At 64.5% G+C, this 26261-nt stretch carries 23 protein-coding genes; 10 read left to right on the top strand and 13 right to left on the bottom strand.

Features of this window, described 5'->3' with window-relative positions:
• Positions 1 to 21: 21 nt before the first annotated feature.
• The 3 genes from AC0QUY_RS08710 to AC0QUY_RS08720 all read right to left on the bottom strand — a co-directional run bounded on the left by AC0QUY_RS08710 (position 22) and on the right by AC0QUY_RS08720 (position 5078).
• A complete protein-coding gene (locus tag AC0QUY_RS08710; RefSeq protein ID WP_475386533.1) occupies positions 22 to 1824 on the bottom strand; it encodes an ABC transporter ATP-binding protein in 1803 nt (600 codons plus the stop codon).
• Positions 1825 to 2158: 334 nt separating this feature from the next.
• The gene (locus AC0QUY_RS08715; RefSeq protein WP_161849479.1) at positions 2159 to 3742 is read right to left on the bottom strand and encodes a DHA2 family efflux MFS transporter permease subunit; all 1584 of its coding nucleotides are present in this window, start codon (positions 3740 to 3742) and stop codon (positions 2159 to 2161) included.
• A gap of 49 nt (positions 3743 to 3791) precedes the next feature.
• Positions 3792 to 5078 (bottom strand): HlyD family secretion protein, encoded by a 1287-nt coding sequence (locus tag AC0QUY_RS08720; RefSeq protein ID WP_475386534.1) that lies wholly within the window; start codon positions 5076 to 5078, stop codon positions 3792 to 3794.
• A gap of 179 nt (positions 5079 to 5257) precedes the next feature.
• On the opposite strand from AC0QUY_RS08720, the gene AC0QUY_RS08725 reads away from it, so the two are divergent.
• Complete coding sequence (locus tag AC0QUY_RS08725) at positions 5258 to 5899, top strand: TetR/AcrR family transcriptional regulator (RefSeq protein ID WP_475386535.1); 642 nt, start codon at positions 5258 to 5260, stop codon at positions 5897 to 5899.
• 30 nt (positions 5900 to 5929) lie between these two features.
• On the opposite strand, the gene AC0QUY_RS08730 is transcribed toward AC0QUY_RS08725, so the two are convergent.
• Both AC0QUY_RS08730 and AC0QUY_RS08735 read right to left on the bottom strand, forming a co-directional pair.
• Positions 5930 to 6169 carry a hypothetical protein gene (locus AC0QUY_RS08730; RefSeq protein ID WP_475386536.1) on the bottom strand — a complete coding sequence of 80 codons (240 nt, stop codon included), beginning with the start codon at positions 6167 to 6169 and terminating at the stop codon, positions 5930 to 5932.
• Between the two features lie 331 nt (positions 6170 to 6500).
• Positions 6501 to 7634: a mandelate racemase/muconate lactonizing enzyme family protein gene (locus AC0QUY_RS08735; protein WP_475386537.1), complete on the bottom strand. Its 1134-nt coding sequence runs from the start codon at positions 7632 to 7634 to the stop codon at positions 6501 to 6503.
• 343 nt (positions 7635 to 7977) lie between these two features.
• Between AC0QUY_RS08735 and AC0QUY_RS08740 the strand changes: the two genes are divergently transcribed.
• Genes AC0QUY_RS08740 through AC0QUY_RS08755 form a run of 4 tightly spaced genes read left to right on the top strand, consistent with a single transcriptional unit; the run spans position 7978 to position 12519 of the window.
• Complete coding sequence (locus tag AC0QUY_RS08740; protein ID WP_475386643.1) at positions 7978 to 8196, top strand: KTSC domain-containing protein; 219 nt, start codon at positions 7978 to 7980, stop codon at positions 8194 to 8196.
• A gap of 59 nt (positions 8197 to 8255) precedes the next feature.
• The gene (locus AC0QUY_RS08745) at positions 8256 to 8912 is read left to right on the top strand and encodes a TetR/AcrR family transcriptional regulator (RefSeq protein WP_475386538.1); all 657 of its coding nucleotides are present in this window, start codon (positions 8256 to 8258) and stop codon (positions 8910 to 8912) included.
• Entirely contained in the window at positions 8909 to 11599 is a 2691-nt protein-coding gene (locus AC0QUY_RS08750) for a molybdopterin-dependent oxidoreductase (protein WP_475386539.1), read from the top strand. Before AC0QUY_RS08745 ends, AC0QUY_RS08750 begins: the two co-directional genes overlap by 4 nt.
• The gene (locus AC0QUY_RS08755; protein ID WP_475386540.1) at positions 11596 to 12519 is read left to right on the top strand and encodes an FAD binding domain-containing protein; all 924 of its coding nucleotides are present in this window, start codon (positions 11596 to 11598) and stop codon (positions 12517 to 12519) included. Before AC0QUY_RS08750 ends, AC0QUY_RS08755 begins: the two co-directional genes overlap by 4 nt.
• Positions 12520 to 12602: 83 nt before the next feature.
• On the opposite strand, the gene AC0QUY_RS08760 is transcribed toward AC0QUY_RS08755, so the two are convergent.
• The 3 genes from AC0QUY_RS08760 to AC0QUY_RS08770 form a co-directional block, all read right to left on the bottom strand.
• A complete protein-coding gene (locus AC0QUY_RS08760) occupies positions 12603 to 12788 on the bottom strand; it encodes a hypothetical protein (protein ID WP_202639163.1) in 186 nt (61 codons plus the stop codon).
• A 164-nt stretch (positions 12789 to 12952) separates the two neighbouring features.
• Positions 12953 to 14197 carry an extensin-like domain-containing protein gene (locus AC0QUY_RS08765; protein ID WP_475386541.1) on the bottom strand — a complete coding sequence of 415 codons (1245 nt, stop codon included), beginning with the start codon at positions 14195 to 14197 and terminating at the stop codon, positions 12953 to 12955.
• A 357-nt stretch (positions 14198 to 14554) separates the two neighbouring features.
• The gene (locus tag AC0QUY_RS08770) at positions 14555 to 15400 is read right to left on the bottom strand and encodes a DUF2147 domain-containing protein (RefSeq protein ID WP_475386542.1); all 846 of its coding nucleotides are present in this window, start codon (positions 15398 to 15400) and stop codon (positions 14555 to 14557) included.
• A gap of 188 nt (positions 15401 to 15588) precedes the next feature.
• Between AC0QUY_RS08770 and AC0QUY_RS08775 the strand changes: the two genes are divergently transcribed.
• The 3 genes from AC0QUY_RS08775 to AC0QUY_RS08785 all read left to right on the top strand — a co-directional run bounded on the left by AC0QUY_RS08775 (position 15589) and on the right by AC0QUY_RS08785 (position 18392).
• Positions 15589 to 16320 carry a DUF2147 domain-containing protein gene (locus tag AC0QUY_RS08775; protein ID WP_475386543.1) on the top strand — a complete coding sequence of 244 codons (732 nt, stop codon included), beginning with the start codon at positions 15589 to 15591 and terminating at the stop codon, positions 16318 to 16320.
• A gap of 74 nt (positions 16321 to 16394) precedes the next feature.
• Entirely contained in the window at positions 16395 to 16697 is a 303-nt protein-coding gene (locus tag AC0QUY_RS08780) for a hypothetical protein (protein ID WP_475386544.1), read from the top strand.
• 180 nt (positions 16698 to 16877) lie between these two features.
• Positions 16878 to 18392, top strand: a complete 1515-nt coding sequence (locus tag AC0QUY_RS08785) for a FecR family protein (protein ID WP_475386545.1) — start codon at positions 16878 to 16880, stop codon at positions 18390 to 18392.
• A gap of 12 nt (positions 18393 to 18404) precedes the next feature.
• Here AC0QUY_RS08785 and AC0QUY_RS08790 read toward each other — a convergent pair whose 3' ends face one another.
• The gene (locus AC0QUY_RS08790; RefSeq protein WP_475386546.1) at positions 18405 to 19109 is read right to left on the bottom strand and encodes an NUDIX hydrolase; all 705 of its coding nucleotides are present in this window, start codon (positions 19107 to 19109) and stop codon (positions 18405 to 18407) included.
• Positions 19110 to 19225: 116 nt separating this feature from the next.
• A complete protein-coding gene (gene asd / locus AC0QUY_RS08795; protein WP_475386644.1) occupies positions 19226 to 20095 on the bottom strand; it encodes an archaetidylserine decarboxylase in 870 nt (289 codons plus the stop codon).
• 34 nt (positions 20096 to 20129) lie between these two features.
• Here asd and AC0QUY_RS08800 point away from each other — a divergent pair, with 34 nt between their 5' ends.
• Positions 20130 to 21794 carry an aminotransferase class III-fold pyridoxal phosphate-dependent enzyme gene (locus tag AC0QUY_RS08800; RefSeq protein ID WP_475386547.1) on the top strand — a complete coding sequence of 555 codons (1665 nt, stop codon included), beginning with the start codon at positions 20130 to 20132 and terminating at the stop codon, positions 21792 to 21794.
• Between the two features lie 285 nt (positions 21795 to 22079).
• Here AC0QUY_RS08800 and AC0QUY_RS08805 read toward each other — a convergent pair whose 3' ends face one another.
• The 3 genes from AC0QUY_RS08805 to AC0QUY_RS08815 form a co-directional block, all read right to left on the bottom strand.
• Positions 22080 to 22697 (bottom strand): hypothetical protein, encoded by a 618-nt coding sequence (locus tag AC0QUY_RS08805; protein ID WP_161849492.1) that lies wholly within the window; start codon positions 22695 to 22697, stop codon positions 22080 to 22082.
• Positions 22698 to 22819: 122 nt separating this feature from the next.
• Positions 22820 to 23509 carry a class I SAM-dependent methyltransferase gene (locus AC0QUY_RS08810; RefSeq protein WP_057859489.1) on the bottom strand — a complete coding sequence of 230 codons (690 nt, stop codon included), beginning with the start codon at positions 23507 to 23509 and terminating at the stop codon, positions 22820 to 22822.
• Between the two features lie 61 nt (positions 23510 to 23570).
• Complete coding sequence (locus AC0QUY_RS08815; protein WP_475386548.1) at positions 23571 to 24626, bottom strand: glycosyltransferase family 4 protein; 1056 nt, start codon at positions 24624 to 24626, stop codon at positions 23571 to 23573.
• 131 nt (positions 24627 to 24757) lie between these two features.
• Here AC0QUY_RS08815 and AC0QUY_RS08820 point away from each other — a divergent pair, with 131 nt between their 5' ends.
• Entirely contained in the window at positions 24758 to 26158 is a 1401-nt protein-coding gene (locus tag AC0QUY_RS08820) for a TAXI family TRAP transporter solute-binding subunit (RefSeq protein ID WP_475386549.1), read from the top strand.
• The last annotated feature ends 103 nt before the right edge of the window (positions 26159 to 26261 follow it).

Genomic DNA, 26261 nt, shown 5'->3' on the forward strand with positions numbered 1-26261 from the left:
GGCTCCGCAACAGCAGGCCTCCTACTCGGCCGCCGTGATGCGGCCGAACTCGGTGGCCTGCAGCTCGAACAGGCCGCGATAGATGCCGCCGGGGCGCGTCGTCAGCACGGCATGGGTGCCCTGCTCGACGATCTCGCCGCGATCGAACACCAGGATGCGGTCGAGGCTGCGCACCGTCGACAGCCGGTGCGCAATCACGATCGAGGTGCGGCCCTTCATCAGCCGCTCCATCGCCTGCTGGATCAAGCCTTCCGATTCCGAATCGAGGCTCGAGGTCGCCTCGTCCAGGATCAGGACCGGCGCGTCCGCCAGGAACGCGCGCGCCAGCGCGACGCGCTGCCGCTCGCCGCCCGACAGCTTGACGCCGCGCTCGCCAACCAGCGTGCCATAGCCTTTCGGCAGCCGCAGGATGAACTCATGCGCATTGGCGAGCCGCGCCGCCTGCTCGATCGCCGCCATGCTGGCGCCCGGCCTGCCATAGGCGATGTTTTCGGCCAGCGTGCGGTGAAACAGGATCGGCTCCTGCTGCACGATCGCGATCTGGCTGCGCAGCGAATGCTGCGTCGCCAGCGCGATGTCCTGACCGTCAATCAGGATCTTGCCGCCACTGACGTCGTAGAGCCGCTGCACCAGCTTGACGAAGGTGGTCTTGCCGGAGCCGGAGCGGCCGACCAGACCGACCCGCTCGCCGGCGCGAATCTCCACCGACAGGCCGTCATACAGCGGTGCGCGATGGCCGCCGTAATGGAACGTCACGTCGTCGAACACGATGCGGCCGCCCTGGATGTCGATCGGCTTCGCATCCGGCGCATCGGCAATGCCGATCGGCTCGTCATGGATCGCAACCAGCTCCTCCATGTCGTTGACCGAACGTTGCAGATTGTTGATGTGCATGCCGACGTCCCGCAGGTAAGCGTGAATGATATAGTAGCTGGTCAGCACATAGGTGACGTCACCCGGCGTGGCGCGGCCGGCAATCCACAGCAGGATCGCCCCGCCGATCACGGAGGCGCGGAAGCACAGCAGCACCGCGAGCTGCGCCGTGCTCGTGTAGTTGTAGCGATACCATGTCCTGCGCACCCGCGTGCGCCACCGACTGACGACGCCGGCCAGCCGCGCGTCCTCGCGCGCTTCCGCGCCGAAGGATTTTACCACCGCATTGCAGGTCAGGGCGTCTGCCAGCGTGCCGCCGACCTTGGTGTCCCAGGCGTTGGAGACGCGCGCGGCCGGCGCGATATAGTTCACCGAGAAAGCCATCGTCATCGAGACATAGATCACGGTGCCGACCGCAATCACCGCGCCGAGCACCGGCCAGTGCAACCCAAGCAGGATCATCGAGCCGACCAGCACCAACAGCGAAGGCATCAGCGCCATCAAGATGGTGTCGTTCAACAGATCGAGCGCCCACATGCCGCGCGTGATCTTGCGCACGGTCGAACCGGCAAACGAGTTGGCGTGCCAGTCGGTCGAGAAGCGCTGCACGCGCGCGAAAGCGTCGCGCGACACGTCCGACATCGTCTTCAGCGTGAACGGCACGATCGCCTGCAGACCGGTCAGCCGCAGGATCATCGACATAAGGCCCAGCGCGACGATGCCGCCGAATGCGACGAACGCGGCATGCTGCGCCGCCGGATCGGAGGTGCCCAGCGTCAGCGCATCGACGAGGCGGCCGGAGAAGATCGGCATGAACAGGTCGGCCGCGGTCGCGCCGAGCAGTCCGCCGGAGACCACGGCGGCGCGGCCGGGCTGCTGCAGCCAGTGGCGGAACACGAACGGAATCACCACACGTATAGCGGCGGGACGCTTGTCTTGATGAACGGTCATGGCGTCATCCGGCTGCGCGCAAGGCACACGCCGGCTCCATCTGAAATGACGGCGCGACGGCCAGAGGCCAGACGCATGCGTCGTTGAAAACTGTCGTTAAGTCGTTGGGAAGCCTGGAAAGATCGGGCGTCAGTCCCGATCAGGGCCGGCGGAGATCGCGCTCAGCAACGCGACCGAAAAACCAGCACGGGCATCGGACGCGAGGACGCGATCTGCGAATACATCGAAATCATGCAAATCTCCCCGGTGCGAGCGACAATGCCGCTGCTTATAAATGCATCATGGGTGATTTGCAACATGACAAGCGCGTGATCGCGCGTGGTTGCATCTTCGCTCAATGCGCGTCGCCGCCGATCACCGTGGCGGAAGGCTTCTTGAGCGTGAGCACGAGCAGGCTCAGGCCGAAATAGAACACGGTGAGCATGAAGAAGGCGTCGCCATAGCCCATGACCACGGCCTGGCGGTGCACGATCTGCGACAATTGCTTCATCGCCATCAGCGCGGCATCGCCCATGCCCTGCAGGCGCTGGGTGAACATGTTGAGCGTCTCGACCGCGGTGGCATTGCCCCAGGTGACGCGGTCGTGCAGGCGGGCGATGTGCAGGTCGGTACGCTCGTTCAGCACCTGGTTGATGACGGCCAGGCCCACCGCCCCGCCGAGGTTGCGCGTCAGGTTGAAGAGGCCGGAAGCGTTCTTCACCCGCTCCGGCGCCAGCGTGCCGAGCGCGATCGTATTGGTCGGCACCATCGCCAGCATGATGCCGGCGCCGCGCAAAATCTGCGGCAGCAGCAATTCGTAGAAATCATATTCCTTGGTGATCCAGGTCATCTGGTAGGAGCCGAGCGCGAACAGCACCAGGCCGATCGCGATCAGATAGCGCATGTCGTACTTCGCCATCAGCCGCCCGACGATCGGCGCGGTGAGGAACATGGCGACGCCGGAGACGAACATGGTCTCGCCGATCATCAGCGGGCTGTAGCCGCGCACTTCGGCGAGATAGCGCGGATACATGTAGGTGAGGCCGTAAAGCCCGATGCCGACGCAGAACGAGATCAGGCAGCCGACGCCGAAATTGCGGTCGGTGAAGGTCCTGATATCGACGATCGGCTCGCGCGCGGTCAGCACGCGCCAGAAAAAGGCGATGGCCGAGACCGCGCAGATCGCCGCACACACCGCCACCGAGGTGTCTTCCAGCCATTGCGACTGCGGCCCCTCCTCCAGCACATATTCGAGCGTGCCGAGGAAGCCCGCCATGAACAACAGGCCCCACCAGTCGAAATGATCGAGCAGCGCAAAATTGGGCCGGTCGAAATCACACAGCATCCACACGCCGATGGTGATTCCGATGCCGGGAACGATGTTGATGAAGAAAAGCCAGTGCCACGACATCATGTCGGTAATTATTCCACCGACCGTCGGTCCGATGGTCGGCGCCAGCGTGGCGACCAGGCCGATGATCGGGCCGACAATGTGAAACTTGGAACGCGGAAACACCGTGTAGGCGGATGCAAACACGGTGGGGATCATGCCTGCGCCCAAAAATCCCTGGATCGCGCGCCACAGGATCATCTGCTCGATGGTCGAGGCGAAGCCGCAGAAGAAGCTTGCGACGGTGAAGCCGGAAGCGGAAATCGCAAACAACAGACGCGTGCCGAAGGCGCGCGACAGGAAGCCGGAGAGCGGGATCGCGATCACCTCGGCGATCAAATACGAGGTCTGCACCCACGATACTTCGCTGGAGCTGGCGGAAAGCCCCGCCTGAATCTGCTGCAGCGACGCCGAGACGATCTGGATGTCCAGGATCGACATGAACATCCCGAACACCATGATGAGAAACGCGAACAGCCGCCGCGGCGGGACATGGTCATCGGCCGCGGCGTTTATCATCGAAGGCGATGCGGTGCTGGCGTCAGCCATGGTCAACTCGGAACACGCCGGGCGCTTCGCCCAGGGTTTTTAAGAAGAATTACTTCGGTTGAACCGTCCCGGGCGCGTCGAGGTCCGCTTCGCTGTCGGCGTCGGCCGCGCCCTCGCGGGTGTCGACGGTGGTGTAGACCGACATGCCGGCGCGCAGCAGGTTCTGCCTGGCGACCTCCTTCGGCACGCGAATGCGAACCGGCAGCCGCTGCACGATCTTGGTGAAATTTCCGGTGGCATTGTCCGGCGGCAGCAGCGTGAACACCGATCCCGCTGCGGGCGAAATGCTGTCGACGACGCCGGCGAACTTGCGATGACCATAGGCGTCGACCGAGATCTTCACCGGCTGGCCGGGACGGATGCGCTTGAGCTGGGTTTCCTTGTAGTTGGCGTCGATGAAGACGTCATTGAGCGGCACGATATTGGCGAGCCGCTGCCCGGCCTGGATGAAATCGCCGGCATTGACCAAACGATTGGAAAAAGTGCCGTCGACCGGCGCGCGCACCGCGGTGAAGGCAAGGTCGCGCTCGGCCTTGGCAAGCTGGGTCTGCAATTCCGCAAGCTGCGCGCGGGCTTCGGCCTGCTGCGCTTTCGTCACCTCGACATTGTCGCGTGCGGCGTCATGGGCCGCCTGCGCCGACCTCACCGCAGCGACGCCCTGATCGCGGCTGGCTTCTGAGACCTCAAAGGCGGCGCGCGAGGCAAACCCCTTGGTGCTCAGCGTCTGCTGGCGATCGAAGTCGAGACCGGCCCGCTTCATCGCGGCTTCCGCGGAAGCGAGCTGCGCCTTGGTCTGCTCAACGGCGCTTTCGAGCGCGGTGACCTGACGGCCGATGCGGTCGATGACGGCCTCTTGCGTTGCGATCTTGCTGCGCGCGGCTTCCACCGCGATGCGATAGTCGCCGTCGTCGATCCTGAAAATCACGTCGCCGGCGCGAACCAGCGAATTGTCGCGCGGCAGGATCGCCGCGACATGGCCTGAGACTCGGGCGCCGAGCGTGGTGTTGTTGGCGCGAACATAGGCATCGTCGGTCGAGACATAGAAGCGGCCGACGAGAACGTAGTAGACGCCGTAACCGGCGGCCGCGAGCGCGAGCAAGCCGAGCACGCCCATCATGACGAACTTGCGCTTGCCTGGTTTCGCCGCCGGTGCCGCGGCGGCGCCGGCGGGCGACTCAACCGGCTGTTCCGTTACCGGCGCGCCGGGCGCATCCGCAGAGCGGCGCCTTGCCTCTTCCGCAGCAAGGCGCAGCTGAGCCGCGACGTCGGCTTCATCCTCCGCCGTTTCAGGTCCGGTGCGAACAACGCGCGCGGCCTGATCTCTGACTCCGGCCATCACCGAGCCTCCCCATGATAACGCGCAGCACCAGCGAAGCTTCGCGCCGGCACCATCGGGACAAAATGTAGCATTGACCGAACGGTTCGGTCAACATAACCATTCAGGAGTAGACCATAAAGCGAAGGCATCTGCCGGCCTGCATCACGGGTTGAATTCTTTCGCGAGAAGATAAACCAATGGTTGCACCCACATCAAACTCCATTCACCCCTTGGGCGAGGAGGATAGCGCCAAGCGCCGCCAGATTTTGGATGGCGCGCGAAAGGTGTTCATGGATCTGGGCTTTGATGGGGCCAGCATGAACGAGATCGCCCGCGCTGCCGGGGTTTCCAAGGGCACGCTTTACGTCTACTTCGCCGACAAGAGCCGGCTGTTCGAAGCCATCCTCGAGGACGAAGCGCTCGAAAAGGGCAAGATCGCCTACAATCTCGACCCCAAACGCGATGTCGAAACCACCCTGCGGGAGTTCGGCCAGACCTATATCGGTTCGATATGCCGCCCGGGCGGCGGATCGTCGATCCGCACAGTCATGGCGATCGCCGAGCGGATGCCGGATGTCGGGCGCCAGTTCTACGCGAACGTGCTGGCGAAGACGATCAACCGTCTCGCCGATTATCTGCAGGCGCATGTCCGGTCGAACGATCTGGCGATCGACGACTGCCAGCTTGCCGCCGCGCAGTTCCTGCAGATGTGCCAGGCGACGCTGTTTCTGCCGTTCGTGTTCCAGGCCGAGCCCGCGCCATCGGCGGAGCGCATCGCGCGCGTGGTCGACAGCGCGACGCGGATGTTTTTGGCGACGTATCGGGCGAAGCGGGCGTAAGCCGCCCGCCCCTTTCTGACGCCAGCTAGTTTAGAACCTGTACGTTGCGCTACCCAGCACGGTGCGACCGATCCCGAAGAAGCAGTCGCCACGGGCGAGGCACGCAGTGACATGGCGGTTGTCGGCGATATTGCTGGCGTTGACCTGAAAGCGCCACGGCCCGGTTTCGTAGCGAATCATGGCGTCGAACAGCGTGTAATCAGGCGTGCGGATTTTGTCGGCGCCGTCCCAGGACTCGCCGATGTAGCGCACGCCGCCGCCGACGGTCACGCCCCGACGTCGTTCGCTTCCTGACGACCAACCTCAACGAAGAGAAGGCCGCCAATACCAAGCTCAACACGGTCGCGCTTCGCAAAGGCATCAACAAGAAAGCCGTGGCCTAGGAACCAAAGTTCGGATCGACAGTTGTCTTGGCCCCCGGGAGGGCAGGGTTATGTCTGTTAAGAGCGCACTTTTCTGGCTGACTGGCGTGCCGCTATCGATCATTCTCCTGCTCGCACTTTTCCTGCATCCCGGCTGACGCGCTCGCTCACGAACGCGTCGCACGCCGGAATTTACCGGACGGCGCCATATGCCCGTTAACGGGCAAATGTCCCTCACATCACCTCACCGCAAATCGCATCAGCGCGTCGCGGTCGATCTCGATGCCGAGCCCGGCTCCATCCGGTACGGCAACGAGGCCGCCCGAATGTTCGATCGGCCGGGTGAGGATCGCCTGGCGAATCGGGTGCTCGGTGCGGTCGAACTCCAGGATCGGCTCGAGCGGCGCCAGCGACCGCGGCGTGTGCGACGGCAGGACGGCAAGGAGCTGCAGCGATGCGGCAATCGCAATCCCCGTCCCCCAGACGTGCGGGTTGTACCTGATGCCGAACGCCTCGGCCATGTCGGCAATCTTCTTGCATTCGGAAAGCCCGCCCGCCGCGCAGGTGTCGGGCTGGATGATGTCCATCGCGCGTGACACCAGCACATCGCGGAAGCCGAACCGTGTGAATTCGCATTCGCCGCCGGCGACCGGAATCGAGATCGCGGCTTTCACCTCGCGGTACCCTGCGAGATCCTCCGGCGGCACCGGCTCCTCGAACCATCCGATGTCATAGCGCTCGATCATCCGGCCGAGACGGATCGCCGCCGTCGCGTCATAGGCGTGGTTGGCGTCGACCATCAGCGCAATGCCGGGCCCGATCGCCTCCCGCACGGCGCGCGTCACCGCGGCATCTTCCTCCACGCCGAAACCCACTTTCAGCTTCACCGCCCTGAAGCCCTCTGCGACGTAGCCCGCGGCTTCATCCGGCAGATAGCGCAGCGGATCGCCGGATTTGCGCCGGTAGAGTCCCGTCGCATAGGCCTGTACCTGGCTTCGGCTCGCACCTCCGAGCAATTGGTGGACGGGAACGCCGAAAAATTTTCCCTTGATATCCCAGAGCGCGATATCGATTCCGCTCAGCGCCTCGATGACGACGCCCTTCTGGCCGTGATCGCGCAACGCGGAATAGACTTTTCGCCACAGAAAATCGGTTCGCAGCGGATCCTCGCCGACCAATAGCGGCGTCACGCTTTCGACCGCCGCTGCGGTGATCCGCGCCGGCCCGTAGCATTCGCCCCAGCCCGTCAGGCCGTCGCTGGTCTCGACTTCGACTACCATTGCGGCGCGCGTGTCATACCAGGCGCGGGAGTAGGCAAAGGGCTGCGAGAGGGCCGCTTCAAGGACGTGGGCGCGAACGCTCCTGATTTTCATGACCTGGCTCTCCCTCGCGGGATTTTGGATGCAGCCCGCTTGAACGCAACGATAGGCGGATCGGCCGAGGACGAAAACCCCCGGTGACGCAACGGTCTCGCTTCCACATATGCGCCGGCGGGATCGCGACAGCGCCAGCACCCGGCGCTTGTTGTCTCGCCGGTCAGGGTGCAGACTTCTGCGTCCCCGATGCCGGTGCCGGAAACGAAGTGACCCGTCTCGCTTTCATGCTCGCGCTGCTTTTCACCGCGCCCTGGGAGGAAGCGGAGATCGTTGACGTAAGGACCGCGGCCCGGTCGACCTTGCGCCATTCACCTGTCAGGACGTCACCCGCAGCAGCGTCATCAGCCGGGTATGCTACGACACCGAGAGCCGGCGCATGCTTATCCAGCGCCACGCGGCCTACCACCAATATTGCGATGTGCCGAAGGACACGATCGATGCGCTGCTGAACGCGCCATCGATGGGTCAGTACTTCAATGCCAACATCAAGGCAGCCGCCGGCCACGACGGCAACGTGCCGTACGACTGCCGGATACACAAAGCGCCGTCATATCAGTGACATCGCATCCTCGCGCCGGCGTGATTTGACATTTTGTCTTCTTTTGTCAAATTCGTCAAATGGGCCCGCGTACCCGCATTCTCGACGCCGCGATGCTGGTGTTCCGCCGGCACGGCTTCCGCCGTTCGTCGATCGAGCAGGCGGCGGAGGCCGCCGGCCTGACGCGGCAGGCGCTCTACCACCACTTCAAATCCAAGGAAGCGCTGTTCCGCGCCGTGATCGAGCGGCTGCATGAGGACGCGCTCGCCGCCGAGATCGCGGCGGCCAGCGCGGCGGAAAAAGCCGGCGGCAGCCTTGCCGACATTCTCGTCGCGTCCGTAACCGCTAAGCTGGGGCAACTCGCCGCTTCGCTCGACGGCTCGCCCCATGTCGAGGAACTCTTTTCCGAACATCTCGTGCAGGCGCGCGACCTCTACCAGAAATACACGGCAGCCTATGCGGAGCAGCTTGCGGCGACGATTGTGCGCGTCTGCCGCAAGCAGGATCTCACCCTCAGCCCCGGCATGACGCCGCGCGATCTGGCGCGCTGTGTCGAGATGGCGGTCAACGGCACCAAGGCCGCCTACCCGGCGCTGCAGCCGGCCGGCGCCCTCCTGAAGGATCTCGAGATCATGCTACGCACGCTGATCGCGGGCGCCCTCGGCCCGGCGAAACCGCGCACGGCTCAACCAAAGCCAGCGAAGAAATCCGCCCGCAAACCTGGAGATCGCAAATGAGCACCATGACGATCAACGGCAAGCTCGCTTCCCTTCCCGACGATCCAGATACGCTGCTGGTCGATGTCGTGCGCGATGCGCTCGACCTCACCGGCACCAAGCTCGTCTGCGGTGCCGGCGTCTGCGGCGCCTGCACGTTGCTGGTCGACGGTGAGCCCGCCGTGAGCTGCCTGATGCCGGCTCGATCAGCCGCGGATCGGAACGTGACCACGGTCGAGGGCATCGGCGCAGCAAAACTGCATCCGGTGCAGAAGGCCTTCATGGCGCACGACGCCCTCCAATGCGGCTTCTGCACGCCGGGCTTCATCGTCGAGGCTGCTTCGTTTCACGATTCGTGGCGCGCGGCGAAGGGAACGGCGGTGCCCTCGCGCGAGGAAATCGGCGCGGCATTGTCGGGCCATCTCTGCCGCTGCGGCGCCTATGACGGCATCTTTCGTGCCGTGGCCGACGCCTGCGCCGGCCGCTTCGACGGCAACGATATCCTGCCGCCGCGCATGGAGGCACGCGACAAGGTGACGGGATCGGCGAAGTATACCGTCGACATCCACCATGACGGCCAGCTTGAAGGCGTGATCCTGCGCTCGCCGTTCGCGCATGCGCGGATCAACGAACTCGATCTCGCGCCCGCGCGCGCGATGCCGGGCGTTAGCGCCGCGATCCCGCTGCTCGGCGACGATCGCATCGTTCGCTATGTCGGCGAACCCATCGCAGCCGTCGCTGCCATCGATCGCAAGACGGCGCTCGCCGCCATCGCCGCGATCAAGGTCGTCAGCGAGCGCCTGCCCTCCACGATCGGACTCGATGAAGCGCGCAGGGCCGACGCGCCCGTCGTATTCGAAAAATCCGCGCGCAAGAAGGCCGGCAACGTCTCCGAAGGCGGCGGTGCGCCCGCCTCATGGAAAGGCAATGTCCGCGGGCCGTCGGCGGCCTTCTCCAAGAAGCCGAAGAAGGTACGAAGCTGGGTCGACGGTGCGCGCGCAGCGAATAATCCGTTGCTGGTGGAAGGCACCTTCCGCACCGGCACGCAACAGCACGCCTGCCTGGAGCCGCATGCGGCGGTGGCGCGCTTCGACGGCGACCGGCTCACCGTGCATGTGTCGACGCAGGCGGTGTTTCACGTGATGGAGCTGATCGCCAAGCGTTACAAGCTCGACCACGACAAGGTGCGCGTGATTGCCGACCATGTCGGCGGCGGCTTTGGTTCAAAGGCTGCGCTGGGCGTGGAAACGACCACCGCGATCGAACTGGCGCGCGAGGCCAGGGCGCCGGTGCGCGTCGCCTATGACCGGCACGAAGAGCTTTCGGTTACCGGCTATCGGCCGGCGACGGAAATGAAGATCGCGCTGCTGCCGTCCGAGCAGGGCGAATTGAAAGCGTTGTCGTTCACCGCACATGCCGACACCGGCGCCGCGACCAATTCGACCATCGCCGCCCTCGCCCGCCTGATCTATCCGGCGGAAGCAAAAGAGCTCGCCGATTTCGACGTCATCAGCAATTTGCCGGCCGGCGCTCCGTTCCGCGGTCCTGGCGGCCCGCCGATGGCGTTTGCGCTGGAACAGGCAATCGACGAAGCGGCACTACGCATGAACGTCGATCCGATCGCGCTGCGCAAACGCTGGGATCCCGATCCCAACCGCCAGCGACTCTATGATTGGGCCTCAAGCCTGGAGGTCTGGCGCAACCGCAAACCGCTCGCCGCGCAAAGCGGTCGTTATCGTCGCGGTGTCGGCGTCGCCACCGGTTACTGGCTTTATCTGTGGCAGCCCGGCTCGAAGGTCGAGGTGGCGGTGAAGGGCGGACGCCTGATCGCCAGCACCGCGACGCAGGATATCGGCACCGGCACCCGCACGGTGATCGCCAATACGCTCGCGCGCGAGTTCGGGCTGGAGCCGCATGAGGTCGAGGTCCGGATCGGCGATTCAAAACTGCCGGAAGGGCCGGGCTCCGGCGGCAGCCGGGTCACGGCGTCTGTGATCCCGCCGATGCTGCTTGCGATCGAGCAGCTGAAAGCCGCGATCCAGCAAAGCACAAAACGGCAGCCGGTCCCCGGCTCGAACGCGCCATGGCGCGAAATGCTCGCTTCATCGCCCGACCTCAGCGTTTCCAGCGTGCGGCCGGAAGACAGCAAGCCGACGGTGCCGGGCGTCCAGTCGCCGCTGAAGCAGGCCGGCTTCTTGGGCTGGATCTTCGGCTGGATGATGCGGCGCTTTTCCAACCTTGCGATCGGCGCGGGCGTGCCGAGTTCGGTGCAGGTCGTCGAGGTCGAAGTCGATACCTGGCTCGGCCATGTCCGCGTCGTCAAGGTTCACACCGGCATTGCGGTCGGCAAAATCGTGGCGCCCGCACTGGCGCACAGCCAGGCGGCCGGCGCTGTCATTCAAGGCATCGGCTACGCGCTTTATGAAGCACGCGAAGTCGATCCCCGCACCGGCGACGTGCTCAGCGGCGGCATGGAGGACTATCGCATTCCCGGGATCGCGGACACGCCCATCATCGACGTGCATTTTGACCAGGGTGGCTTCGATCACGTGCTCGGCGGCAGCGTCGGCATCGGCGAGGTCGCCACCGTGCCGACCTCGCCGGCGGTCGCCAACGCGATTCAAAATGCCACCGGCGTTCGGCTGACCGAAACGCCGATCCGTCCCGACCGTCTCGTCGCCGCACTCAAAGGGAGGGCCGCCGCATGACACCGATAGCCTCGACCGCCGCGCAAGCGGGCGAATTCCGCGCCGCCGGCACCGACCTCTCCGAGCGGCGCCGCAGCGGCGTCTCGACGGGACCCTTGATCGACATTTCAGCCGCGCCCGATACGATCGGAATGCATTGGAACGCCGACGGCAGTGTGCGCCTCGGCGCCTTCACCACCATTGCCGCCATCGCCGCCGACGCACGCCTCCCTGCGGCCTATCCGGGCATCGCGGCCTCCGCGGAAGGCCTGGCGACGCCGCAGATCCGCCACCTCGCCACCCTCGGGGGCAATCTCGCGCAACGTTCGCGCTGCTGGTATTTTCGAAATCCGCATATCGCCTGCCTGAAGAAAGGCGGGGCGGATTGTCCGGCGCGATCGGGCAATCATCTCTATCACGTCGCCTTCGATCTCGGCCCCTGCGTGGCGCCGCATCCCTCGACGATGGCGGCCGCGCTGCTTGCCTATGAGGCAAAGGTGACAACCAGCCAGAGAAGTTCGCTGACGATCGGCGACCTCCTCGGCGACGGCTCCAACGGCACCGCCGACAATGCGCTGCAGCCGGGCGAGATGATCAAGAGCATCGAGCTTCCCGTCCCGCTGCAAGGCGAGCGCGCCCTGTACAAGCGCGCGATCAGCCGCACCCATGCCGAATGGCCGCTGGTCGAGATCTGCGCCCGCGCGGTGGTCAAGGACGGCACGTTCCAGTTCGTCCGCCTCGCCGCCGGCGGCATCGCCCCGGTGCCGCTACGGCTTGCGGCTGCGGAAGCGGCCTTGCAGGGCAAGCCGGCCAACGCAGCGACCATCGCCGGCGCCGCCGAACAGGCGACCGCAGGCGCAAAGCCGCTGCCGATGACGGGCTACAAGCTCGATCTCTTGAAGGGCGTGGTGAGGGATTTGCTGGAACGGCTGGCGGCTTAAGTTCGTAGGATGGGTCGAGCGAAGCGATACCCATCAACGCACGAGCGATGGGTATCGCTTCGCTCGCCCCGTCCTGCAAGCCGCTACTTGCCGGCAGGCAGCTTGACCGGGATGTGGCGGGAGGTGCTTACCACGCGCGGGCTCCCGTCGGGGTTGCTGTGGCTCTTGATCGTTTCCAGGATCAAAATGAATTTTTCGGCAAGCATGTGCGTCGCCTCAATGGATGGTTGCTCTTTCCATTGGTCCGCGGCAATCGCCAGGAAATTCAATCAACTATTCGAGAGCGCGCCTTGCCGAGGTGATCGCTGGTCGGATCTCGTGATTTGTAGGATTGGCTGAGCTCTTGCGAACCTATCACCTCGCGAACGGAATCGATGGGTACCGCTTCGCTCCACCCATCCTACGCGTCTAATCCGCTACGAAGCCAAGAACGCTAATGATCCTCGAACTCGTCTTCCTCGTTGACCTTGCTTCTGCCCCCGAACCATCGCGAGATCGACTTCTTGGCTCCGAGCGACCCCGTCGGATAGGGCTCGCGTGAAGCATAGGGGTTACGCTGGGCGCGCGCGGCGACCTGTTCGCCCGACACCGCGGCCGGCTGGCAGATGGTGCGGCGCGAGGCGCGGCGCATCAGGTCGACGTGGATGTGATCCTCGTGGTGGGAGTTGGAGCCGGGCGCCAGCACGGTGTTGAACTGCTGACAGGCGCTTGCCTGCACGTCGCGCAAAAAGCCCTGCTCTTCCGGCATGCCGCGCCAACCGCCCTTGACCGTGATGCGGCGGCCGTCGGCGAGCGTGAAGGCCGCGATGTCGAGCGCGTTGCCGAACGCGTGCTCGGAAATATGAGCATGCGGATTGCCGTTCATGCCGCGGCAGGAATAGGCGGAGATCTGCTTGATCTCGGCGACGCGCGCGCCGAACCAGCGCATCGCCGCCGGCTGCACGGAATCGGTGAGCCAGCGGTCGAGCGCGGAGACGATCGGACACGCCAGCGTCGCCGCCGGCTTCATCGAGACCTGGCCGAAGGCGCTGACCGAATTACCTTGCGCGGGCCCGAGCCGCGGCGCGGCCGGTGATGGCGGATAGGATGGCGGCGAATACGGTGCAACAGAAGGCGCGGTATAACGGCCCTGGGACGGATAGGAAGGCGGCGCCGCATAGCCGCCGCCGCGCGATGACGGCGCGCCTTCCGGCGGCAGATCGATGTCATCCTGCTGCGAGGCAACGCCCGGCGCGGAGAGCGAGATCGGCCCGTTCGACGGTGCCGCATAGTTCGGCTGGCGCGGCGCCGGTTCCGGATAGCTGCTGCCCGGATAATTTCCCGAATAGCTCTGCTGGGGCGGAGCTGCCGCCGGCGCACGGTTGATCGGCCAGCGCGGCTGATTGCCGATATTGCCTGGAGGCCGCAGGCTTTCGTCTGCAAAGCCGAACGAGGTGATGTTTTCGCCGAGCGCCGCCACTTTCAGCGGGTATTCCGCACCGCACACGCCGGGACCGGAAATCGGGTCGATCCGGACCACTTCCGCGCTCTCCTTGACCGCGCCGGACTTCAGACAAGCGACTTCGGCCTCGGTACGCCACGGTTCGCGCTCGGCGGACTGAAAAAATCCGCGGCCACAACCCGCTAGCGAGACGAGGACGAAGGAGCCGACGAGATACAAACGAACTCCGCGCGTCATCGCCGCGCACGTTCAACTAATTTATTTAAAGACTCTTCAACATGTTGTTTTTACAAATTTTTTACCATGTTTATCGGGCGTTCGGCTGCGGCAAGCCCCTGGATGGACAGCAACGCTGACTTTTTTGGGCCGGGAACGCTTTGCTAACCTAAAGTGTTACTTGCGGGCACGACGTGAACCCAGGGAGCTTTCCCAATGGATTTCGTAAGTCCTCTCGTTAGCAGACTTGGCGTTGTAACAGCGTATGTTGCATTCGCTTTCGTCGCCGCGATTGTGCTTGGCGTTTTCTAGAACTACCCGTCCAGACAAGTGGACCCGAACGCCCGGTGACGCCGTCACCGGGCGTTTTCGTGGGCGCTACGAGCGCGGCGGCGCGGCGGACACCATCATCAGGCTGTCGGCGCGGCGCATGACGCGGCTCCAGTTGTTGCCGGAGCAGTAGAAGCGGAGAAACGCGCAGGCCTCGACGCGAAGCGTGTTGATCCCCTTCATCGACATCGTGCCGTAATAGGTCTCGCGACTGTCCTGGCTGTAGACGCTGCCGGTCCATTGCCGCTCGGTCTTCGGCTTCATGTTGACCAGGATTGCCTCGCCCTTCTCGGACGATGCACTGAGCGCGTAGCCGCACAGCGCGTTGCCGCATTTTGCGATCCGCACCGTTCCCTTGCCTTCGGTCTGCCAGTCGCCGATCGGCGAATCCGATGGCTCTTCCTCCGGCTGATGCGCGACGCGTTCAACCTGTTGCGCCGGCTGCGCGGTCTCGACCGGCTTCGCAACCGGCGGAGGCGGCGGCAATGGAATCGAAACCTGCTGAGCCGGCGGGGGAGTTGGCGGAGATGGCGGTGATGCTTCGACGGTCTGGGTCGTTGATTCCGCCGTGGTGTAGACGGCCGGTGGCGCGGTGACGATGGTCTTGGACGGCGGCGTGGGCGGTGGCGGCGCGGGTGGCGAAACCGTCTGTGGCACAGGCGGCACGGGCTTCGCCGGCACCACGCCCACATCGCGATCGTCGCCATAGCGGTCGCGCCTGTGACGCCAGTTGAGGCTTCGGGAGACCGACGTCGAGGCGCACGACGCTGAGCGGCAATGCCTGGAGGATTCGATGTACACCCGGTGGCCACCGATGCTGAATGAAATCGAGCGGCCGGCGTGGGCCGAAGAACTGAGCAGCATCAGCACGGCGAGAAAACAAAACCATTTCATCGAAGCCTCCCGCGGGTGATCGCGGAAAACTAGTCGCGGGGGATTTCAACGGGATGTGATTTGAATCACCGAGCCAACCTGCCGCTTCCAGGAGTCATGTGACGTACCGCACAGAACGTGCCCTCGCTCCCGCATAGGGTCTGCCCACGTTCACCGCCAGCGCTCACAGGCCGCTCAGGGAGGCCCTCATGAAGAAGCTCTACATCCTCGCCGCATTGTTGATGGCCACCACCTCGGCGCAGGCCGGCGGCATTACCTTCCAGGTCAACGGCGAGCGCATTCGCGTCGACGCGCCGCGCAACTGCAACGCCCTTTCCTGCATCAAGATCACCGCACCCGGCTATAACGGCACGCTCGGCAATGTCGACCTCAAGGGCATGGGCTCGAAGAGCAAGGACGACGATGACGTCGTGACGGCCACGCCGGCGAAACCGGCGGCGCCTGCACCGGCTCCGGTTCAGGCGACTGCGCCGCAGCCCCCGGCTCCCGCTGCTGCGCCCGCGCCTGCGCAAGCAACCGTCGCGGCCGCTACCCCGGCACAAGTCGACGTCGCGCCGCCCGCTCCGTCCCCGCCGCCCGCACCAGTCGCTGCCGCGCCCGCGCCGAAGCCGGCGCCGGTGGCCGCCGCGTCCGATCCGAACTCCCCGCTCGGCGTCTGGGCGACCGAAGAGAACAAGGGCAACGTGCGTATCGAGGAATGCGGCGCCAATATATGCGGCTATTCCGTCAACACCGGCGCAAGGATTCTGATCAACATGAAGCCGCAGGGCAACAAGTGGACCGGCCGGATACATGACCCCGACAGCGGCCGCAATTACGACTCGACGATCGCCCTGAAGGGGACCAACACGCTCAAGGTCCAGGGCTGCGCCTTCGGCGGCATGTTCTGCGGCGGCCAGACCTGGAAGCGCGTGAGCTGACTACCTCTTCCTGAAACTTCTTCTCCCTTCCTCCCTGAGACTTGGGCCCCGTGAGATTTCACGGGGCCCTCTTTTTGCGCAATTGCAAGAGGCTGATCGCGACCACGTTTGCGCTTGGCCTGCTGACCACGGCCGCCAACGCCTACACGCAGGAGCAGGAGCAGATGTGCAGCGGCGATGCCATGCGGCTCTGCTCTTCCGAAATTCCCGATGTCGAGCGCGTCACCGCCTGCATGGTCCAGAAGCGCGCGCAGCTCAGCGATGGCTGCAAGGCCGTCTTCCGTTACGTGCCGCCGGCCACCGCGACACCCGTGAACTACGCGCCCACGGCAAAGCCTTCCAAGCCGCTGAGCCTGACCCCGGTCAAGCGCGGCTGAGGCCTTCTCACACGTAACGCTCACACGTAACGTCACAGCGCCATGCCCGGACATCCCGGGCGTGGCGCTGATCGTTTGTGGCGGCCGACAACAAGCGGCCATGTTCATCCCGCATTCAGCCGGGCCGCGCTGAAATCGCGCTCCCGCCGCCCGCCTTCTCCCGCCCACGGAAATATCCTGATGCCGCGCCATCTTTCCTTCGCGCTTGTGCTGCTGGCCGGCAGCACGATGATCGGCGCGACGGACGCTTTCGCGGCTGCTTCCGAACCGACGCAACTGGCGCAGGCGCAGACCGATCCTTCGCAGTCCGCCACACCGGCGACACCGGCGCCCGATGCGTCCACGCCCGCCACCGATGCGCAGGTGCCGGAGGAGCCGATCGGCAACGTCGCCACCGTGACCGGCAGCGCCAGCGTGATCCGCAACGACACCACCACGCCGCTCAAGGTCAAGGACGACATCTACCTCAACGATATCGTGCAAACCGGCGCCAATGCGGCGCTCGGCATCACCTTCATCGACAACACCACTTTCAATCTCAGGGCCAACACCAAGATCACCATCGACAATTACGTCTATGAAGACGGCGGCAAGAGCAACGCGGCGATCTTCGACGTCGCCAAGGGTACCGCGGCATTCGTCGCCGCGTCGGTTGCGAAAACCGGCGACATGAAGATCACGACGCCAACGGCGACGCTTGGCATTCGCGGCACCACCGGTCTGGTCGAGGTGCCGGAGGGTGCTGCCGCCAACAAGCCCAACAATGTCGCGGTCAAGCTCTATCCCGACGCTGACGGGCGGGTCGGCCGCATTGAGGTCAATGACCGCGCCGGCGCGCGGCTCGGCTTTCTGACGCAGGGCGCGAGCGGCTTCACCATCCGCCCCGGCGCGGGCGGCGTGCGTTTTGCGGCGGTGCCGCTGGTTATTCCGCAAGCCGCGATGCTGCGCGACCAGGGCTTTGTGCGGCAGCTTCACTCGACGCAGAATCTCGGCCGGCAAGTCGTGTTCCAGCAGCGCGAATTCCGCCGCGCCAATCCCGGTTTCCTCAATCCGAACCGCCCGATCCGGCAGCTTCAGCCTGGCCAGCAGCGGCCGAATGGTCTGCCCGGACAAGTCAGGCCCGGACAGCAGCAGCCCGGTCAGTTGAACCGTCCCGGACAGCAACAACCCGGTCAGATCAGGCAGAACGGCCTGCCCGGACAACCCGGTCAACCGCCACTGCCGGCCGTGCCGAACCAGGGACAGCAGCCGCCTGGCCAGCTCAATCGTCCCGGACAGCCGCAAGCGCCGGGTCAATTGAACCGGCCCGGTCAGCAGCAGCCGGGCGCGCCGAACCGCCAGGGACAGCAGCAGCCACCTTCGCCGACACGGCCGGGCCTGCCGCCACGCGCAGGCCAGCAACAGCCGGCTTCGCCCAATCAACCGGGCCTGCCGCCCCGCGTCGGACAACCCACATCGCCGGGTGCTCCACCGGCCGGTTTGCCGCCACGCGTCGGACAACCGCAACACCCCTATGCGCCCGCGCAGCCCGGCGAGCCGCAGGGACGGCCGCTGCCGAACCGTTTCGGCGTTCCCGGATTGCAGCGTCAGCCCGGTGTTCAAGGCGCGCCCGCCCTGCAGCGGCCGGGACTGCCCGCCGCGCCGCGACGGCCCGCGCCGCAACGGGGCAAACCGCCGCCGAGGGACCTGCGCTAGGGAAAGATTGAGTCAGGCCGCGCGCCGCAGCCAGTCCCGGACTCTCTCAAAGAAGTTTCTGGGCGGCTGCTGTCGCGTTCGCATCTCGGCCGCATCGACGGCCACCGGCTCTATCTCCGGAGCAAATGACGATGTGACAGCGGGCTGCGCTTCTTCAACGGATGCAGTGGCGGTCGCGTCCATCACCTCCGTCACCTCGTCCGGCTGCACAAGCTGCGGCGAGGGTTGATCGGGCAGCGGCGACGCAAGCGTGGGAGTGACCGCGGGAGGCGCTGTCACGCCAGTCCGTCTCGTCCGGCGCTTTTCCGGCACCGGTTGTTTGGCCCGCGCTTTGCGAGCATGCGCAGCCGCGGAGAGCGCAATCGGGCCTACATTTTCCAGAAACGCGCGCTCGTAACCACGCGAGAGCCGGTCGACGGCGTCGGCTAGCGGCAGCCAGTCCACGGCCCTCACATCCCGCATCAGCTCGTGAACCGCGTCACCGCGCGCTTCCATGCGCCAGTAATGCACGACCTTGGAGCCGCCGCGGGATTCGTAGACCAGCGTGCCCAAGAATTCGTGCACGGAAACGTCGTGCCCGGTTTCTTCAATCACCTCGCGTTCGGCCGCGGCGCGCGGCGTCTCGCCGTCGTCAAGCTTGCCCTTGGGCAGGACCCACTCATTGCGCTTGCGCAGGCGCACCACGGCGACCAGCGGAGTCTTCGCCTGCCGCAGCACAATACCTCCCGCCGCCAGCACAGGCGTTCGCGCCATCTCTCTCTTCCCGTATTATCGCACCTAGCGAATCCAGTGCGACCGCGAGCTTATAAAGACATGAGCGCTGAGAATCGAGATCAAACCTGCGGTTTCTTCAACAACGGCTCGCCGGCGCGAATGCGTGTTCCCTCCGCGACACCGTCGGCGAATTCGAAACTCTCCGGCGCCAGCACGATGATGGTCGAGCCGTGCTCGAACCAGCCGAGCTCGTCGCCTTTCTTGACCCGCGCAAAGCAGGCGAAGTCCACCGGTCCCCTGCTCTGCGCGTTGAGCGTGACATCGAGGAAATGCAGGCGGATGCTGGCGACAAGAATGGCGGCGACCGGCACCAGCGTCAGCGCCTCGCCGGTCGAAAGCCGCGAGCGCAGCACCGCGCGCTCGTTCTTGCAGAACAAACGCTCCACTCGCTTCAGCGCGATCGGATTGACGTTCCAGACATCGCCATGGATGAACGTCACCCTCTTGATGGTGGCGTCATAGGGCGCGTGGAAGCGGTGATACATGCTCGACGTCAACCTGAGCGTCAGAAAGCGGCCGTTGCGGTGTTGCTCCACCAGCGCGGGATCGCCGAGCAGATCCAGCAGCGAATAAGGCGCGCCCTTGATCTGGAACAGCTCGGTATCGGCGATTTTGCCGAACGCGCCGATGATGCCGTCGGAAGGACTGGCCACGATGGCCGGGTCAGGATCCGCCGGCCGCAGCCCCGGGCGCAGCTCCCGCGTAAAGCAGTCATGCAGGCTTTTGAATTCGGTCTTTTTGGCTTCCGACAGATCGAGATCGGAAAACAGCCGCCAGCACCCGATCGAGAAATCGCGCACCAACGGGTTCTCGATCTTGCTGAACCAACCCATGAAGCGTGTCAGCGCCGCCCGCGGGACGCGGTTGGTCAGCAGGAAATTGAGGTCCTCCTGCTGGGTGAAGCGGGCGATCAGGCCCCGGATTGTCATCAATCTGTCAGGTGGATTGGCTAGCGCTTCAGGCATGGATTCATCCCTTCCGATTCTTTCGCTGTCCGCCGCTGCGATCGCTAGCGCCGCGGCAGTCTTTCCCAAATTGCAGGCCCGGCTGGCGCTGTCGCGCGCCAAGCACCGTTCGCTGACCGGACATTCCAAAATGTCGAAAATGGTCGCGCGGCTGGTGCCGCATTACGAGTTCGACATCGACGATTTCTTCGCGTCCGACGGCGCGCCCGTCGACGTCGCCATGCAGCGCCAGGTCGCTTTCTTCCGGCTCGCCTGCCTCTTTGAGGAGCGCTACGCCAAGGGTCGGAAGATGACGGCCGAGGCGGCCGAACACATCTCCGACCTGCAGTTCACGGAAACCTACCGGGTGCCGTTCCAGTACAGCCGGCTGGTGCGCGAAAATCTCGGCACCGGCGCGTTCATGGAATCCTCGGCCGGCGTCACCGTCACCGACGTCGACGGCAATGTGTTCTACGACCTGACCGGCTCCTACGGCGTCAATATTTTCGGCAACGACTTCTACAAGGAGTGCATCACGGAAGGCGAAAAGCGCGCCCATGCGCTCGGCCCCGTGCTCGGTCCCTATCATCCCGTCATCACCGACAACGTCCGCCGGCTGTGCGGGATTTCGGGACTCGACGAAGTCTCGTTCCACATGTCCGGCACCGAAGCGGTCATGCAGGCGGTGCGGCTGGCGCGTTACCACACCCGCCGCTCGCATCTGGTTCGCTTTGCCGGCGCCTATCACGGCTGGTGGGGCGACGTGCAGCCCGGCGTCGGCAATCCGGTTTCGCCGCACGAGACCTATACGCTGGCCGACATGTCGGAGCGGACGCTGCATGTGCTGCGGACACGCAAGGACATCGCCTGCGTGCTGGTCAATCCGCTGCAGGCGCTGCATCCGAACGCCAATGCTCCGGGTGATTCCGCCCTGGTCGACTCCTCGCGCAAGGGCGCGTTCGATCGCGCGGCCTACACCGAGTGGCTGAAAAAATTGCGCGAGGTTTGCACCGAGCGCGGCATCGTTCTCATCTTCGACGAGGTCTTCGTCGGCTTCCGTCTCGCCGCCGGCGGCGCCCAGGAATATTTCGGCGTTCGCGCCGACATGGTGACCTACGGCAAGAGCCTTGCCGGCGGCCTCCCCGTCGGCGTGGTGTGCGGCCGCAAGGAGTTGATGCGGCGCTTCCGCGACGATCGCCCCGCCGACGTCTGCTTCGCCCGCGGCACCTTCAATTCGCACCCCTACGTAATGACGGCGATGGACGAATTCTTGAGCCGCCTCGCCAGCCCGAACTTCAACGCGGTCTATCAGGGACTCGACGAGACCTGGGACGGCCGTGCCAAAACCTTGAACGAACGGCTGGCCGCAAGCGATCTGCCCGTCCGCGTCAGCAATCTCTCCTCGATCTGGACGGTGCAATATACCGAGCCGTCCCGCTACAACTGGATGCTTCAATACTACCTGCGCGCCGAGGGGCTGGCCTTGAGCTGGGTCGGCACCGGCCGGTTGATCTTCAGCCTGAACTATACCGACGCTGACTTCAACGAAGTCGCCGACCGTTTCGTTACGGCGACCGACAAGATGAAGCGCGACGGCTGGTGGTGGCATGAGGCTTCGCTGACCAACAAGGATATCAAGCGGCGGATTCTGAAAGAGATGCTTGCCAAACGATTTGGGCGCTAAGGGCGCGCTTCCGTTTGCAGTCATCGTCAGGCTGTCCCTTCGTCATTGCGAGGAGCGAAGCGACGAAGCAATCCACCTATCCCCGCGCGGAGAGGTGGATTGCTTCGCTTCGCTCGCAATGACGAACTGAGAGAGTTCGGAACACGCAGATAATTGCCTTTCGACATGGCCGGGCTTGTCACGGCCATCCACGTCTTTCTTGCTACTAACATCGCAGATTGCTGGCGCCCAAGAACGTGAATGCCCGGGACAAGCCCGGGCATGACGGTGACCATGTTCGGCCACTCACGCCGGCTTGACGTGCTTCTCCAGACCCGGGTCGATCAGCTCGCCCTTCATCAGAGCCAGCGGCGCCTTGTAGTACAGCTTGAGATCGCTGAAGGGATCGGTGAGGATCTTGGTCATCCAGACCAGGCCGGTCTCGACGTCGCGGATGAAGAACAGGTGCACGGTGCGGAACAACAGCCCGCCGATTCCGACCGCCAGCCACACCTTGGCCACCTGCCGCATGAAGTCGGCGTTCGAGGTCCAGGGTTCGACCAGGCCGAACAGCGTCGGGCTGAAATACAGCACCAGCGGCGACAGCGCCCAGATCGTCATCAGCACGACCTTGCGCTGCAGATTGTAGCCGACCTTGATCTCTTCCTTGTGCTCATGGGTCGCCTGGTTGACGTGGTCATAGCCCTTGGGCTCGAAGAAGAAGTGACCGGCCTGGCGCGTCGTCATCGAGACCAGCCAGCCGACCAGCGCCGACACCACGGGATCGAAGAACAGCATGACATAAGCGAACAGGAAGCTCGCGGCGCTGACGAAGTGCAGCGACTGGTTGATGCGGCTGTGGTGATAGTAGCGATGGTCATCCCAGCGCTGGGTTCGCAGTTCTTGCAGGAAGTTCTTGATCATTCTCTACCCCCTCGTTCTTTCGCGTGTGACGTTTATCGGGATTCGATGTCCGGCATATGACATCATGAAGTTGACATGTGACTGTTCGCAGCGACGCGATGACGCAAGCAGCAATGCTAGCGTCAGGCCGCCGCGGCGACGTCGATTTTGCGGAAACGCACCAGCGAGAAATGCCCGAGCGGCGGCACCAGGCGGCGCTCCGCCAGCTCCATGCCACGCGCGCCGGCCAGCCACTGCGCATAGCGCGACCACGCGAACTCGGCGGTGCGGAAGCCGAGCGGGCGCACCACCGGCTGCAGCCGCTGCTCGATGAAGCGACGCATGCCGGCATCCGCGCTGACGCGGGTGAGGATGATGAGCTCGCCGCCCGGCCGCAGCACGCGGGCGAATTCGTCGAGCGCCTTTTCCGGGTTCGGCACCGCCGTGACGACATATTGCGCCATCACCACGTCAAAGGAATCGTCCGGAAATTCGAGGTTTTCGGCGTCCATCACCGCGAGGCCCTCGACGTTCTTCAGGCCGAGTTCGTCGACGCGCTTTTTCGCCTTCTCCAACATTAACTCGGAAATGTCGGTGCCGAAGATGCGCAGGTGCGGCGCGTATAGCGGCAGCGAAATGCCGGTGCCGACGCCAACCTCGAGCACGCGGCCGCCGATCTTGTTGGTCGCCGCAATCGCCGCCTTGCGGCCCTTGGAGAACACGCCTCCGAACACCAGGTCATAAACCGGCGCCCAGCGGTCATAGGCCTGCTCGACCGTTTCGCGGTCGAAATCGAGCGGCCTCGTGCCGTCAAGCTTGATGATGTCTGCCATGATTGTCCTGCCTTCTCGTCTTACGCATATGACTGGTTTGATGGTTCGAACGTTCGCAGCCCTACCCCTGCACGGCGCTGGTCGCGGGCGCCCGGCGCACCGGCCGCAGCGCGCGGCTCGGCTGCAACGCGGTCAGATTGCCGATGAACTGCCGCGCGCTGTTTTCCCAGGAGCGCGAAAGCGCAAAACTCCGGCAGGCCTCGCGCGACATCGTCAGTGCGCGCAGGCACGCGCTGCGCAGGTCGGTGTCGATTGCGCCGATCGGATGATCGGCAATGACGTCCTTCGGACCGGTAACGGGGAATGCAGCAACCGGCGTGCCGCACGCCAAGGCCTCGAGCTGCACGACTCCGAACGTATCGGTGAGGCTCGGAAACACGAAGACGTCGGCGGCGGCGAGATGCGCGGTCAGGTCCGCGCCCTTCTTCTCGCCAAGGAAGATCGCGTCGGGGAATTGCTTTGCGAGTTGCGCCCTCTGCGGTCCGTCACCGACGACCACTTTCGATCCCGGCAGGTCGAGCGACAGGAACGCCTCGAGATTCTTCTCCACCGCGACGCGGCCCATGGTCATGAAGATCGGCCGCGGCAGGTCGAGCGTCGCAGGCGCGTGCGGGTTGAACAGTTCGGTGTCGACGCCGCGCGTCCAGAAGCCGAGCTTGCGGAACCCCCGCGCGGCAAGCTCCTGTCGCAGCGAATCGGTTGCGACCATTGTCGTGGAGGCCGCAGCATGAAACCGCTGCAACACTGCATATCCGACAGCGACCGGGAGACCGATGCGGACGGCGATGTATTCTGGAAAACGCGTCGTATAGGACGTGGTGAACGCAAGCTTGCGGCGGCGGCAATAGGCCCGCACCATCCAGCCGATCGGCCCTTCGGTTGCGATATGGATGGCGTCGGGCGCGGCCTCCTCGATCCGCCGCGCGATCTCGCGCCGGTTCGGCAGCGCGATGCGCAACCCCGGATAGGTCGGCAGCGCCATCGAGGGAAACCCGTCCGGGGTCAGGAAGCTGATGTCGGCATCGAGCGTTGCGGCGCTGCGCGCCAGCGACGTCAGCGTGCGAACGACGCCGTTCACCTGTGGATGCCACGCATCCGTCGCAATCAAGATCTTCATGGCTCGAATCCGAGATTAACGATTCTCAAATCCGACGTTGGGACATGGATATTTCAGGCGTATGACGTCATCGTTCTGTAAGGTTGTTTTTTAAACCCATCTCCACGGATTTCAGGTAACGTGACAGAATGATGTCAGACCCGAACGACAATTCCGCACGATCCCGCCGCCGGCGAAAGCAGAAGAGCTACGCGCTGCTGATCCTTGCCGCGGGCATGCTCGCATTCGGCGTCGCTGCCGGCACGCTGTACTACGTGCTGCGGCCGACCACGCTGCGGATCGCGGTCGGTCCCGCCGGCAGCGATGACCAGAAACTGGTCCAGTTGATGGCGCAGACGTTCGCACGCGAGGGAAGCTCGGTGCGGCTGTCGTTGGTCACGACGGAAGGAGCGGCCGAAAGCATCGCGTTGTTCAGGGACGGCAAGGCCGATCTGGCGGTGGCGCGCGGCGACCTGAACCTGCCGGAGAATGCCGAGTCGGTCGCCATCCTTCGCAAGAATGTCGTCGTGCTGTGGGCGCCTTCCGGCCATCCCGCTAAGGGCTCGAAGAAGCAGGCCACACCCAAGATCAAGAGTCTCGAAGAACTCGCCGGCCACCGCGTCGGCGTGATCGGGAGGACGCAGGCCAATGTCACACTGCTGCGCAGTATTCTGAAAGAGTCCGGCATCAATCCCGACAAGGTCACAATCAGCCAGTTCGCCACCGACAAGATCGGCGAGATGGCGAAAGATCAGTCGGTCGACGCATTCATGGCGGTCGGCCCGCTCAAGAGCAAGATCACGGTGGATGCGATCGCGGCAACGGCGACCGCCCGCGGCGAGCCGAAGTTCCTGCCGATCGACGTCGCCGACGCGATCGCGAAGAAGAACCCGATCTACGAATCCGAGGAAATTCCCGCCAGCATCTTCGGTTCATCGCCGCAGCGGCCGGAAGACAAGGTCGATACCGTTGCCGTCAACCACCTGATCATCGCGCCGAAGTCGTTGTCGGACACGGCGGTCGCCGCCTTCGCCCGCCAGCTCTTCACCAACCGCCAGCAACTGGCGCGTGAACTGCCGACCGCCTCGCAGATCGAGAAGCCCGATACCGACAAGGACGCTGCGTTACCGGCGCATGCCGGCGCGGCCGCCTATATCGACGGCAACGAGCGAACGTTCCTCGAAAAATACACCGACTACATCTGGTTCGCGGTCCTGATCGTCTCGGGCCTGGGCTCGGTGGGCGCCTGGTTCAAGCACTACTGGAACAGGGACGAACGCGAGGTGTATGTCGGTCATCGCGATGAACTGCTCGATCTGATTTCCAAGGTACGCAAGGCGGAAACGCCGGACGAGCTAGCGGAGATGCAGAACACGGCCGACGGCATATTGCGTCACGCGCTCGACTGCTACGACGACGGCGCAGTCGAGGACGGCGACCTGTCGGTGATCGGGCTTGCGCTCGAACAATTTCATCATGCGGTCGCCGACCGCCGCACCGTACTCAGCGCCGGCGAAGCCGGCATGCCGCGGATGCATGCCGGCCAGGCTTGATTCGTTCGGCAGGCTTTCCCTCGTTCGACCAGAACTGCCCGCATCGAGCGGAGCGTCGCAAGCCCTACACCATCTGATGGGGCGGTCAAAAGAAGCGGAGCCG

The sequence above is a fragment of the Bradyrhizobium sp. WYCCWR15520 genome (genome assembly GCF_056174665.1).